This is a genomic window from Pontibacter populi (genome assembly GCF_040278685.1).
In the GTDB taxonomy this organism is placed as follows: Bacteria; Bacteroidota; Bacteroidia; order Cytophagales; family Hymenobacteraceae; genus Pontibacter; species Pontibacter populi.
Map to the genome: position 1 here is coordinate 82,662 of NZ_JBEOKT010000013.1, position 13,269 is coordinate 95,930.

Annotated in this window: 13 protein-coding genes; 6 read left to right on the plus strand and 7 right to left on the minus strand. The window is 46.5% G+C overall.

Annotated features, from left to right (window positions below; translation table 11 throughout):
• Nucleotides 1-100: 100 nt before the first annotated feature.
• The 6 genes from ABS362_RS14235 to ABS362_RS14260 all read right to left on the minus strand — a co-directional run bounded on the left by ABS362_RS14235 (nt 101) and on the right by ABS362_RS14260 (nt 7,095).
• Complete coding sequence (locus ABS362_RS14235; protein WP_350413166.1) at nt 101-1,471, minus strand: LutB/LldF family L-lactate oxidation iron-sulfur protein; 1,371 nt, start codon at nt 1,469-1,471, stop codon at nt 101-103.
• 223 nt (nt 1,472-1,694) lie between these two features.
• The gene (locus ABS362_RS14240; RefSeq protein ID WP_350413167.1) at nt 1,695-3,242 is read right to left on the minus strand and encodes a M28 family peptidase; all 1,548 of its coding nucleotides are present in this window, start codon (nt 3,240-3,242) and stop codon (nt 1,695-1,697) included.
• A gap of 36 nt (nt 3,243-3,278) precedes the next feature.
• Nucleotides 3,279-3,764, minus strand: a complete 486-nt coding sequence (gene ispF / locus ABS362_RS14245) for a 2-C-methyl-D-erythritol 2,4-cyclodiphosphate synthase (RefSeq protein ID WP_350413168.1) — start codon at nt 3,762-3,764, stop codon at nt 3,279-3,281.
• Between the two features lie 207 nt (nt 3,765-3,971).
• Nucleotides 3,972-5,072, minus strand: a complete 1,101-nt coding sequence (locus tag ABS362_RS14250) for an alkene reductase (protein ID WP_350413169.1) — start codon at nt 5,070-5,072, stop codon at nt 3,972-3,974.
• 141 nt (nt 5,073-5,213) lie between these two features.
• The gene (locus ABS362_RS14255; protein ID WP_350413170.1) at nt 5,214-5,663 is read right to left on the minus strand and encodes a MarR family winged helix-turn-helix transcriptional regulator; all 450 of its coding nucleotides are present in this window, start codon (nt 5,661-5,663) and stop codon (nt 5,214-5,216) included.
• A 166-nt stretch (nt 5,664-5,829) separates the two neighbouring features.
• Nucleotides 5,830-7,095, minus strand: a complete 1,266-nt coding sequence (locus tag ABS362_RS14260; RefSeq protein ID WP_350413171.1) for a M16 family metallopeptidase — start codon at nt 7,093-7,095, stop codon at nt 5,830-5,832.
• Nucleotides 7,096-7,278: 183 nt separating this feature from the next.
• Here ABS362_RS14260 and ABS362_RS14265 point away from each other — a divergent pair, with 183 nt between their 5' ends.
• From ABS362_RS14265 to ytxJ, 4 genes are read left to right on the plus strand one after another with little or no spacing between them, the layout of a single operon-like run.
• Nucleotides 7,279-9,258, plus strand: coding sequence for an alpha-ketoacid dehydrogenase subunit alpha/beta (locus ABS362_RS14265; protein ID WP_350413172.1), 1,980 nt, complete (start codon nt 7,279-7,281; stop codon nt 9,256-9,258).
• 23 nt (nt 9,259-9,281) lie between these two features.
• On the plus strand, nt 9,282-9,491 hold the full coding sequence (locus ABS362_RS14270; protein WP_350413173.1) for a hypothetical protein: 210 nt from the start codon (nt 9,282-9,284) through the stop codon (nt 9,489-9,491).
• 45 nt (nt 9,492-9,536) lie between these two features.
• Entirely contained in the window at nt 9,537-9,869 is a 333-nt protein-coding gene (locus tag ABS362_RS14275) for a hypothetical protein (protein ID WP_350413174.1), read from the plus strand.
• Nucleotides 9,870-9,897: 28 nt separating this feature from the next.
• A complete protein-coding gene (gene ytxJ / locus ABS362_RS14280; RefSeq protein WP_350413175.1) occupies nt 9,898-10,245 on the plus strand; it encodes a bacillithiol system redox-active protein YtxJ in 348 nt (115 codons plus the stop codon).
• A 19-nt stretch (nt 10,246-10,264) separates the two neighbouring features.
• On the opposite strand, the gene ABS362_RS14285 is transcribed toward ytxJ, so the two are convergent.
• The gene (locus tag ABS362_RS14285) at nt 10,265-10,675 is read right to left on the minus strand and encodes an OsmC family protein (protein WP_350413176.1); all 411 of its coding nucleotides are present in this window, start codon (nt 10,673-10,675) and stop codon (nt 10,265-10,267) included.
• A 65-nt stretch (nt 10,676-10,740) separates the two neighbouring features.
• On the opposite strand from ABS362_RS14285, the gene ABS362_RS14290 reads away from it, so the two are divergent.
• Both ABS362_RS14290 and lipA read left to right on the plus strand, forming a co-directional pair.
• Nucleotides 10,741-11,481, plus strand: a complete 741-nt coding sequence (locus ABS362_RS14290; protein ID WP_350413177.1) for a hypothetical protein — start codon at nt 10,741-10,743, stop codon at nt 11,479-11,481.
• Between the two features lie 102 nt (nt 11,482-11,583).
• A complete protein-coding gene (lipA, locus tag ABS362_RS14295; RefSeq protein WP_434086527.1) occupies nt 11,584-12,486 on the plus strand; it encodes a lipoyl synthase in 903 nt (300 codons plus the stop codon).
• Nucleotides 12,487-13,269 lie beyond the last annotated feature (783 nt).

Sequence of the window (13,269 nt, forward strand, 5' to 3'; positions counted from 1 at the left end):
TGATAATAGAGATAATCCTGATAATACGCTGAAATAAAACGGCCTGCTATAGTTTGCAGGCCGTTTCATTTTTATATTCTGTTACATCAAAAATCAACAATTACTTCCTTTCCTTCCAGAGCTGGTTAAATGATTTTGGCGCGATCTTCATCGGTTCGCGGCGCTTGCTCCAGGTATCTTTCAGGATGTATTTTACTACATAGTTTTTAATGCCGGCTGGTGCCATGTTCATTAGTTTGCGGCTTTTCATGGCTTTTAACCAGAACTTAAAGGCTGTCTTTTCCTGCTTATCGGCAAGGCCCATGTCTACGCTTTGCTTGCGGTTAAGCAATAGCAGGTTGTGGATGTTGATCTTAACCGGGCAGACAGAAGTACAGGCGCCACACAGCGAACTGGCAAAGCTCAGGTGTTTGTTCTCAGCCATGCCATTAAAGTGCGGTGTAAGCACCGAGCCGATCGGGCCGCTGTAAGTACTCTCGTAGGTATGGCCGCCAATGTTCTTGTAAACCGGGCAAATGTTCAGGCATGCTCCGCAACGGATGCAGTTTAGGGCCTCGCGTTTTTCCGGGTGCGCCATTAATTCGGTACGGCCGTTATCCAGCAGTATCACATACATTTCTTCCGGGCCATCTTTTTCATGTGGCTGGCGCGGACCTGTAAATATGGTATTATAAACAGTTACGTTCTGCCCTGTTCCGCTGGTGCTTAGTAGCGGCCAGAAAAGGTCCAGGTCCATTATAGATGGCAGCATTTTCTCGATACCAACTATAGCAATGTGCGTTTTCGGGAAGGTAGTTGATAAACGGGCATTGCCTTCGTTTTCGGTTACGGCTACACCACCCACATCAGCTAACAAAAAGTTACCACCAGTTATACCTATCTCTGCAGATGTATATTTGTCTCTCAAAAGGCGGCGGGCGACGCTAACCAGTTCCTGGGCATCGTCGGTGGGTGCTATGTTAAGCTTGCGCACAAACAGCTCGGCAATATCCTTTTTAGACATGTGCATAGCTGGTGTCACAATGTGGTAAGGGCGCTGCTCGGCCAACTGAACAATATATTCGCCAAGGTCAGTTTCCACCACTTCTACGCCGTTCTTTTCCAGGAACTCGTTCATGTGTATCTCCTCTGTTATCATCGACTTCGATTTAACAACAGATTTGGCACGTTTGCGCTTCATTATCTCGCCAATCTCTCTTAAAGCCTCCTGTGCATCGCGTGCCCAGATAACCTTGCCGCCTCGGGCTGTAAAGTTGGCTTCAAACTCCATCAGGTACTTATCCAGGTCCTTAATGGTGTTGGTTTTTATATAGGAAGCTCGCTCGCGGGCGAGTTCGTGATCAGAATATTGGGTGAGGCCACGCTGCACAGCGGCATTATATTTACCGATGTTGAACTTGATGGTAGCGCGGTGATTTGAATCGAATGCTTTTGTTTCTGAATCGAGCAGAAACTGTTTTAGTTTACTCATAACTATTTCGCCTACTGTATTGGCCGATTTATAGTTGCCGCAACTATAAAAAAGAAAACTCTTAAAGTTAGAAAGTTAAAAAGTTAAAAGGTTAGAAAGTTGGTAAGTTTTTGAAGTAGGAACTAAAGAAACTATAGTCAACTTAGGAGTGAACTATAGTTTGCAGTCCTGCCTTCTTTAACTTTTTAACTTTCTAACCTTCTAATTTTCTAACTACAGAAGCTTACTTTTTATTGCTGTCTACAACTATGCGGTTGTCGCGGTTAGCGAGCTCCCAGGTAGTGTAGAACGCTAAACGAGCCACTTTTTCAGCGCTGTCGAACAGGATCTTATCTACTGAGTCGCTTGGGCGGTGATAGTCGGCGTGTACACCGTTAAAGTAGAAAATGATCGGAATGCCGTTCTTGGCAAAGTTGTAATGATCTGAGCGGTAGTAGAAACGGTTAGGATCGTTCTCGTCGTTGTATTTATAGTCCAGCTTCAGGTTTGTGTACTTCTGGTTAGCCTCCTCGTTTATAGCGTGTAGCTCTGAAGAAAGCTTGTCCGACCCGATCACATAGATATAGTTGCTGTCGTTGTTCTTCTCATAATCAAAGTCCATTCTTCCGATCATGTCGATGTTAACGTTAGCCACTGTATTTGCCAGCGGGAAGATCGGGTTCTCTGAATAATACTCAGAGCCAAGAAGTCCTTTTTCTTCAGCAGTAACCGTCATGAACAGGATGCTGCGACGTGGGCCATGACCGGCTTTTTTAGCAGCTGCAAATGCCTCGGCAAGCTCAATAACTGCTACTGTGCCTGAACCATCGTCGTTGGCGCCGTTAAAGATCTTGTCTTCGCCTGGGGCATCTTGCTCCACACCTACGTGGTCGTAGTGTGCGGTTACAACTATAACTTCGTCTTTCTTGTCTGTACCTTCTATAAAGCCAAGTACGTTCTCGGTAGGTAATGGCGTGGTGTTGCGCTGTGTTAATACATTTATGCTGGTAACAGGCTTATAGTTGGTAGCTGCAGCGTTCAGTTTTTCAGGGGTTGTGCCTAAAATGGCTGCACCCAACATTGGCGATGCAATAAAAGTGGTAGTACGACGGCTGTCTGTTTTACCTGGCAACGAGAGCGATGCCTGGCGCAAACGACCAGCATAGCGCTGGTTCATCATTGTAAAGGTGTCGGCGCCAAGTACATACATAACACTTGCGGCTTCGGCTTTACGTGCCAGCTGACCGATGTTATTCATCTTCTTTTCAGCCTCATTCATGTTCATAACCACCGTTACAAGCATTTTGCCTTTCAGGCTTGCTGTATCAATGGCAGCGTTATCGGCAATAAATACCGGCGTAGCACTTTTCTCGGTTGTGTAAACCGACGAACCCATCGGGAAAAAGTCCTGCATCATGGTAAACTTCTTTGTGCCTACCATTACATGGCCCTCACCCCAGTTGCCTTTCTCCAGGTTAAAGGTTTGGTAATAAGGGTTGGCGCCATTCTGCACCGGTCCCATCAGGCCATCTTCTCTAAACTCTTTGGAAATGTACTCAGCAGCCATTTTCTGACCTTTCTCGCCAGTGTTGCGGCCTTCGTACTCATCCGAAGCAATTATAGTTAAGTGCTTTGAAAGGTCTGCGGCTGTTATGGTCTGGCCATAGGTAGTAGCCACGGCGCGTAGTTGTTCGGCGTCTGTAACGGGGCCTTTTGCGGTCGGGGTTTTAGTGGCGCAGCCCGTTGCGAGCAATGCCGCCAGCACAAAACCATAGGTATGCAGGTGTTTCATTGTTTTAAGGTAAGGTTATAGTTTGGTCAGGTTGAGTTACTGTTTTATGATTAGCACTGTGGCAAAAGCGGCAACGCCCTCTTTTTTGCCTACAAAGCCAAGATATTCGGTAGTGGTGGCCTTAATAGAAATATCGTTTTCAGGTATTCCCATTACTTTGGCAAGGCAGGCTTTCATATCCGGTATGTGCGGGTTAACCTTCGGGTCCTGCAGGCAGATAGTAGAGTCGATGTTGCCAATGTCGTAGCCTTCGCGGGCCAGCATGTGTACTACTTCTTTCAGTAAAAGTTTGCTGTCTATGCCTTTGTACTGCGGGTCTTTATCTGAAAAATGGAAACCGATGTCGCGCATGTTGGCAGCACCCAGCAGGGCGTCGCATATAACGTGAACAAGTACATCGGCATCGGAGTGGCCCAGTGCGCCGTGTGAGTGTGGGATTTTGATGCCACCCAACCAGAAGTCAAGTCCTTCCTGTAGTTGGTGCACATCGTAACCGAAGCCGGTTCTGATCTTTAATTTCATAGGTATAGGTTACGCTTTTTTAATGAAGCGGAGTATCGTAAAGTAAATCTAATCGAAAAATACGATTTTGTGGCAGTGTAGGTGCTTTTTCTTTGACGGGTTGAGAAGCTGATGGTTTAACCTATAGTTGGAAGTGCGTTTAAAAATAAAAGCCGTCTACCTGAATGGTAGCCGGCTTTTACTGATATCTGTTACAACAGTGCTGGCTTATGCTTCTATTTCAGCCAGTGCGGGGTAATCTATATAACCTTTAGCGCCCGGTGTGTAGAATGTGTTCTTGTCCGGCTGCTGTAGCTCTGCATTTTGTTCAAAGCGCTCAGGCAGGTCCGGGTTTGCGATAAAAGGTACACCAAAAGCTACCATGTCTGCATTTCCTTCGTCCAGTACTTTGTTACCGCTCTCTTGCGTAAAGCCGGCGTTTATAATAAGGTTGCCTTTATAGATAGGGCGGTAACGCTTCGCGATATTTGGCTCTGCGCCCGGCACGCTGCTTACATCTGTAAAGGGCTCAGATAAGTGCAGGTAAGCCAGGTTATAGTTGTTCAGGTTTTCAACTATATAGTCAAAGGTTGAGATAGTTTCCTCGTTCAGAGACATGCCAAAAACGCCGTGCAGGCTTGGGTTCAGGCGAACACCTACTTTCTCAACCGGCACCACTTCTTTAATCGCATCTATCACTTCAAACAGAATGCGAGCCCTGTTCTCAATTGAGCCGCCGTACTCGTCCGTACGAATGTTTGAGGTTGGCGAAAAGAACTGGTGTAGCAGGTAACCATTAGAAGCATGAATCTCCACGCCATCAAACCCAGCCGCTAGGGCATTCTTTGCTGCGTTCTTAAAATCCTGCACTATGGCTTTGATATCAGGTATGGTTAAGGCGCGAGGGGTAACCGTATCTTTAAAGCCTTTTGGTGTATAAGCCTTGTCGTTAGGGTTTATAGCTGACGGCGCTACAGGTAATTCTCCGTTATGGAAATCGGGGTGCGACATACGGCCTACGTGCCATAGTTGCAGGAATATCTTGCCGCCTTCTTCGTGTACCGCTTCTGTTACTTTTTTCCAGCCCTCCACCTGCTCTTCCGAGTAAATGCCAGGGGTATTGATATAACCAACAGCTTGTTTAGATATCTGCGAACCTTCCGCAATGATAAGTCCGGCACCTGACCGCTGGCGGTAATAAATTGCTATCAGGTCGTTTGGTATGTTGCCTTCGTTGTCTGCGCGACTGCGTGTCATAGGAGCCATAACTACTCGGTTCTTCAGTTGCAGTCCGTTGAGGTTTATCGGTTTTAAAAGCGCTTGTGTCATATTATGTATTTGTAATTAGTGTTATTCAATTTAGAGAGAGCTTTAATGCTTTTTATTCGCGTTCGGCTCAAGGTAATTTTAAAATCTATATTCAGGTTTGTACATTATTTGTGTATACAAACATTGAGTCAAAAAAAATGTTTAACCCCGTAATTTATCCAGCAGGTTACTTGTATGTACTGCTTCCTCGCGGGTAAGCCCATGGAAACGCGCAAACAGCTCCGGCGATTTGTTATCTATCTCCTCCAGCTTTTTCAACCCTTTGTCAGTTATGCGCACATCAATTTTTCGGCGGTTGGCATCGCAAATATCGCGTGTTACATAGCTCTTCTCGATCAGCTTGTCTATCAGGCGGGTAACATTGGAGTTTCGGTCTACCATGCGGTTCTGTATATCGCCAAAGCAAACAGGGTTAGGGTGTTGGCCACGCAATATGGCCAGTACATTATGCTGCTGTAGCGTAAGCCCAAACTCTTTAAAGAATGGGATCACCTGTTGGTTTACCCAGTTGTTGGTAAACAACAGGTTAGCCATCAAACGGCGGTAATCGTCTGTAAAGTGCTTCTGATGTATTTCGTCTTCTATTCGCATGACTTAGCTACTATAGCTGGTACAAATTTATACCTGATGTTTGTATATACAAATGTTATGCCTGAAAAGTTCTGATTCTAAAAATGGAACATAGCGAACGAATAAGTTTATGAAGCAGAAAAAGCGGCTGTTGAGGCCGCTTTCTGTACTTTACATCAACTATAGTTTATACTTCCGCCGCTACTTCTTTCTCTTTCTTCTCAGCTTTATAAAGCAGGGTAGAGCAGTTATTTGGGTCAAGTATTTCACGGGCGCAGCGCTGGATATCCTGTGGCGTGATGGCCTGTATCTTTTCGCCTTCGGTGTTTACGAAATTGGCATCGCCTAATAGCTTGCCATAAGCTAAGTTCATAGCACGGTTCAGCAACTCAATCTCCGAGAATACTAAACTGGTTTCGGCCTGGTTCTTTACTTTGTTCAGTTCGTGCTCATCTACCGGCGTATCCATCAGTTCCTGGTTAATCTTCTCGATGGCGGCATTGGCCTCCTGCAGGTCTACGCCTTCGTTCAGTTTGCCTTGTATAATCAGCAGGCCTGGTTCTATACTTCCAGTTACGGATGCTGAAATAGAGTTGAAAAGCTTCTGCTCTTTTACCAGTTGCTCATAGAGTCTGCTCGATTTACCACGTCCCAGAATATCGCTGATCAGGTCGACGGCATAGTAGTCATCGTGTGTGCGGTGAGGCATGTGGTAGGTTTTATAGATGGCGCTAAGCGGCACATCTGAGCTGGTTTCCAGTACACGCGGCTCGTTTTGCTTTGGCTCATTTGGTATATGGCGTTCATACTTTTCGCCGGCAGGTATCGGGCCAAACCATTTTTCGGTCAGCTCTTTGGCATGGTCGAAGGTAATATTGCCTGCCACTACCAAAATAGCGTTGCTTGGCGAATAATGCTTTTTATGGAAAGCTTTCACAATGTCCATCGTAGCATCCTCGATATGCGAAATCTCCTTACCTATAGTTGCCCATTTGTACGGGTGGTTTTTATAAGCTAAAGGGCGTAGTTTCAGCCACACATCGCCGTAAGGTTGGTTCAGGTAGTTCTGCTTAAACTCTTCTACCACTACTTTGCGCTGCACTTCCAGGCCGTGGTCACTAAATGCCAGGTCCATCATGCGGTCCGACTCCAGCCAGAAACCGGTCTCTATATTTTGTGCCGGCACGGTCAGGTAATAATTGGTTATGTCAGGGCTGGTAAAGGCGTTGTTCTCGCCGCCTACGCGCTGTAAGGGCTCATCATAAACTGGGATATTCACCGAACCGCTGAACATCAAATGCTCGAACAAATGGGCAAAACCAGTATGCTCTTCCACTTCATCGCGTGAGCCCACATCATACAGCACATTTAACACTGCCATTGGCGAGGTATGGTCTTCGTGCACGATCACGCGCAACTCGTTATCAAGCGTAAATTCCTTAAATTGTATCATATCTTAATTGTTAAATTGCTACATGGTTAAATTGTTATACTATACACTATAGTTCGTGAGTTTTATAACAATGCAGCCATTTAGCCATCAACCATAAACAAAAGTATAAATTAGCAACTATATTTTGTAGCTGAGGCTAATATAGTAACTTGCCTACCCGTAACGAAGTTTCTAATTTCTGAGATGAACTATAACCGCAAAGAATATTCCGACGACGAACTGATCTCCCTTTACAGAGCTATATTGAAGCCGCGCATGATTGAAGAGCGTATGCTGGTGCTGCTGCGCCAGGGCAAGGTAAGTAAATGGTTTTCCGGCATTGGCCAGGAAGCTATTTCTGTAGGATCGGCGATGGCGTTGGAACAGGATGAATATATTTTACCGCTGCACCGCAATTTAGGTGTATTTACCAGCCGAAACATGCCCCTGGATAAACTCTTTGCGCAGTTCCAGGGTAAAACAACCGGCTTCACCAAAGGCCGCGACCGCTCCTTCCACTTCGGGTCTAACGAGCACCATATAGTTGGTATGATCTCGCACCTGGGTCCTCAATTAGCTGTAGCCGACGGTATAGCGCTGGCCGATCTGTTGGACAAGAAAGAAAAAGTGACACTGGTTTATAGTGGCGATGGCGGTGCTTCGGAAGGCGATTTTCATGAGGCGCTGAACGTGGCAGCGGTTTGGGGCCTGCCGGTTATTTTCATGATCGAGAATAACGGGTATGGTTTGTCTACGCCAAGCAACGAGCAGTTTAAATTCAATCAGTTTATAGATAAAGGCCCTGCTTATGGCATAGATGCTTTGCAGATAGATGGCAACAACCTGCTGGAAGTGTACCATACAGTAAAGCAGACAGCGGCCAGTATGCGCAAGAATCCGCGCCCGGTGCTGATAGAGGCGATGACATTCAGAATGCGTGGCCATGAAGAGGCCAGTGGTACGAAATATGTGCCGCAGGAGCTGTTCGAGAAATGGGCGAAGAAAGACCCGGTTGAGAACTACGAGAAGTTTTTGCTGGATGGCCTGGTACTTACTCCAAAAGCGGTAGAAACTATACGCGAAGAACTGAAAGCAGAAATTGAAGAAGGACTGCAGACAGCCTTTGCCACACCAATGCCTATTGCCAACCGCCAGGATGAAATAGCTGACATGTATAAGCCTTATGTGCAGCAACCTGTAGCACCGGCCTCAGGAGCCAAAACCGAGAAACGTTTTGTAGATGCCATTTCGGATGGTTTGCGCCAGAGCATGGAACGCTACCCGGAACTGGTTTTAATGGGTCAGGATATTGCCGAATATGGTGGTGTGTTTAAAATTACAGAAGGTTTTGTTGATAAATTCGGTAAGGACCGCGTGCGCAACACTCCGCTTTGCGAGTCGGCTATAGTTGGTATTGGCCTGGGCATGTCTGTAAAGGGTAAAAAAAGTATGGTGGAGATGCAATTTGCCGATTTCGTGACCTGCGCTTTTAACCAGATCGTGAACAACCTTGCCAAAAGCCATTACCGCTGGGGCCAGAATGCCGATGTGGTAGTGCGTATGCCAACAGGTGCAGGTACTGCAGCTGGTCCGTTCCATTCGCAAAGCAACGAAGCCTGGTTCTTCCATACACCAGGGCTTAAAATAGTTTACCCTTCGTCGCCGTATGATGCCAAAGGGTTGCTGAACGCCGCTATCGAAGACCCGAACCCGGTGATGTATTTTGAGCACAAACTGCTTTACCGTTCTATTTCTCAGGATATTCCGGACGATTATTATACTATAGAAATAGGCAAAGCTAAAACAGTGGCCGAAGGCGAAGACTTATCGATTATAACCTATGGTATGGGCGTGCACTGGGCCAAGCAACTACAGCAGGAAATGCCGGGCACAAGCATAGAAATACTGGACCTGCGTTCTCTGCTGCCCTGGGATAAAGAGGCCGTACGCAATACGGTAGCCAAGACCGGCCGCGTTATAATACTACACGAAGATACATTAACAGGTGGCATAGGCGGCGAAATTGCAGCCTGGATCGGGGAAAATTGCTTTGAGCATCTGGATGGCCCTGTTGCCCGTGTTGCCAGCTTAGATACAGCCGTGCCTTTTGCACCGCCACTGGAAGCAGAGTTTTTGCCTAAACAGCGCCTCCGCGAAAAGGTAGAGGCCATACTTGCGTACTAATAACAGAACTTACCCGAACAGCCATGACCTATAACCGGATTTTATGCTTTGTGTTGCTGTGTGCAGCGCTTTCGTTTGCTACAGGTTGTAATAAAAAAGGAATTCCCTGCCCGACACCTAATGGCAAAAGCACGAAGGTGTCTGTGAAAGGCTCCGGTAACATGGAAGCTATAAAAGTATCAACTAACAAGAACGGGTTGGTACAAAGGAAGAAGAAATTCCTGTTCTTCTAAGATAAAACCTCGTAAACTATAAGTATGTTGTAAGAGAGGAGGCCTATGATGCAAGCGTTTACTAAATGGATATTCAGTTTTTTGTTGCTACTGTTACTGGGTTCCTTGCCTGCCATGGCGCAGATAAAGAACCTGAGCGACGATAAGCAAAAAAAGGAACAAAAGCGTTTTCTGAGGGAAGCCGAAAAAACGGAATCTACTTATAAAGAAACCCACCTGAATACGGATGCTTATACCTTTAAAAAAGGAGAAGCTGCCCGCAAAAGGGTGAAAAAACGTGATGAGCGTCGTCAGTATAAGTTTGATGAGGCGGGCAAGCCGCTGAAAAAGAAAACATTCCTGCGCCGGAAGGCAACCAAGAAGCAGGCTGGCGGGTAATAAACTACGTTACAAACAACATTTAACTATGAACTGGCACCCTTTGAACAGCACCGAACAGCTAGATAAAATACTGGAAGAATCGAAGCATACCCCTGTTGTTATCTTTAAACACAGTACTTCCTGCTCGATCAGTTCAACAGCTAAAAGCCGCCTGGAACGCCAATGGGCTGGCAAAGGCCTCGACCACGTGAAACCTTATTACCTGGACCTGCTGGCTTACCGCCCTGTATCAAATGAAATAGCAGAAGTATTGCATGTGCAGCATCAGTCGCCGCAATTGTTGCTGGTGCAGGATGGCATGTGTACCTATGATGCCTCCCACTTAGGGATAAACTTAGATGAAATGAAGAAAAAAGTTGCTGCCTCTAACTAAAGAAGCAGCAACTTTCGTTCTAATTCTGATAGATAAAACTTACCGTTTGCTTTATTTCCGGGTGAAGGCTTAGCGCAACCGGGCAGGTGCGGGCAGCATTCTCCAACAAAGATTTTTCTTTTGCAGTATAGGCTATAGCCGGCATTTTAAATGTAAGCACAATCTCGCCTATGCGGCGTGGATCAGCAACCATAATTTTAGTGGTTTCTATTTCCATGCCTTCCAGGGAAATGCTGTTGCGTTCAGCCACGATGCCCATTATGGTCATCATGCAACTGCCAAGCGCAGCGCAAACAAGGTCAGACGGTGAAAATGCTTCGCCGCGGCCGTTGTTATCGAGTGGTGCGTCGGTGATGATCGTGTTGCCCGATGCAAGGTGACTGGCCTGGGTGCGAAGCTCGCCCTGGTATTTATTTTTGATAGTTGCCATTTTGCGTATTGATTTGAATAAAGCGTGAATTTACTTACTTTTAAATAAACTATAAATTATTCCAAGTGATCCGATACATCGCTTTCGTGCTTACGCTCGCTTTTGCAGGTATTGCTTTGCCGGCGCTTGCCCAGTCTGAAGAAGAACAGTCTTTTGAAAAAGAGCTGAGCTATGGTATAAATCTGAACTCGAATGGCGGGCTTATTGGCGGCGCCTTTATCCGGTCGGCTTATACGATGAGCGATAATATGCTGCAGTTTGGCGCCCTTGAGGTTGTAGAGGTAAAACATCCCCGGGAGCAGCGCTTTTATAGTGGCGAAACCGGTGATTCGTACATCCGGGGTAAGCAGAATTATTTATTTGTAATGCGTCCGCAGTATGGCCGTGAGCTGGTACTTTTCCGGAAAGCAGCCGAATCGGGGGTACAGGTAAATGCAATAGGTGCAGTTGGCCCATCGCTGGGTTTCCTGGTGCCTTATTATGTGCGCTACAACTATGGGCAGGCAGGTATCCCGAACGATGTACGGACCGAACAATACAACCCTGCAGACCATAAAGACCTGGCTCGCATACAGGGCAGTGGCGGTGTGTTCACAGGTTTAGGCGAAGCATCGCTGAACATAGGAGCGCACGTAAAAGCCGGCCTTAGCTTCGAGTATGGTCGCTATAACGAAAGTATAGCCGGTGTTGAAGTAGGTGTGATGCTGGAAATGTATACCAAAGAGCTGGTCATTATTCCGGAAGCAAGTAACAACAGCCGCTTTACTTCTGTGTACCTAAATATCTATTACGGACGCCGTAAATAACCCCGCGGCGAACAATTCTTTAATGGTTCATGTTGCAAAGGAAAGAGACACAAAACTAATGTCTCTTAAAACATTACTTCCTATCTTTGCAGCATGGATGAAATCATATCACTTCCGGTAATACAGCCCAATACCACTCCGGCAGAACTGAGTGAAAACGGCAAGATACGTAAGCCAAACTGGCTTCGCGTAAAGCTGCCTGTAGGGCAGGAATATGCTAAAGTACGTAACATCGTAGACGAATATAAACTGCATACCATCTGCGAAAGCGGCAACTGCCCAAACATGGGTGAGTGCTGGGGCGCAGGTACGGCCACCTTCATGATTCTGGGTAATGTTTGTACGCGCAGCTGCTCTTTCTGCGCTGTAGCTACAGGCCGCCCGAACGAGTACGACGAAGATGAGCCACGCCGTGTAGCTGAGGCTATACAGTTGATGGGTGTAAAGCATGCCGTTATCACCTCTGTAAACCGCGATGAGTTGAAAGACCGCGGCGCTGCTATCTGGCACGAAACAGTAAGGTTAGTAAAAGAACTGTCGCCGGCTACAACTATAGAAACCCTGATACCCGATGTAAAAGGAACCTGGGATGCTTTGATCACCATGATCTCTCCGGGTCAGGAAGTGGTATCGCATAACATGGAAACGGTGAAGGAATTATACCGCCAGGTGCGCCCGCAGGCCAAGTACGAGCGAAGCCTGGAGCAGATCCGTCGCACAAAAGAGTATGGCAAACGCACGAAGACTGGTATTATGCTAGGCCTCGGCGAAACACGCGAGCAGGTTTACCAGGCCATGGATGATCTTGCTGCCAACGGTTGCGATATTTTAACCTTAGGCCAATACTTACAGCCAACAAAACTACACATAGAAGTAGCAGAATTTATACACCCAGACCTTTTTGCGCATTACCGTGAAGAAGGTTTGAGCAGAGGTATCAAATATGTGGAGTCAGGACCGTTGGTTCGTTCATCGTACCACGCCGAGCGCCATGTGAATGTATAAGTTTGAATAAGATTTTTTGAAAGCCCTGTTACCCCTCCGGTAATAGGGCTTTTTTTGTTGCTTTTTTCCCGGAAAACTTACGAGTGTTTTTTTTTGTCATCCCGAGCGTTAGCCGAGGGATCTTATGTGTCCTATAGTCTAATTAGTCTTCTAACCTGAACCAAGCTGTAGTATCAAATCACTTCTAATCCTGGGAGCTTTATTTACCTATCGTTTCAATTCAGCTTTGGTGCCCTCACGGCCGGGAGGCCCCGTCTTCGGGCGTCGCGCTGTGCGAATCTCTTTTGCTCATTCTTCGCAATGGCTTCGCCACCAGATATTCACAAGGCGCTCAACCCAAAGACTGAGAAATTTCTCATAGCAACCGCTTTTCTATAGTTTGAACCGGTAAGCTTCGAGTTTTATCGTGGCTGTAGTTCCGTAGGGACAGGTCGCGACCTGTCCACGCGATAGGCTGAAGCCATGAAACAATAAAGTCAACTATAGAAAAGGCCGAAAGTCCCCCTTTGAAGGGGGCGAAGGGGGATGTTAAACTGTACCAGATCTCTCACGCTGTTCGAGATGACAAAGTAAAAAGCAGAAAGCTCCCCGCCTTAGACTACCGGTAAGAGATTTCGAAGGAAGAGAGCGTAGCTCTGAGGGGTTGGGGTGGTTGGAAAACGGTAACTATAAACCCAGCCATACACTATAAATCTTTTACCTTTTTTCTCCATAATACATTAAGACCAGGCTTTAGCTAATCATCCATATAATCATGCATAATCTAGTCTATTCCACGATGTT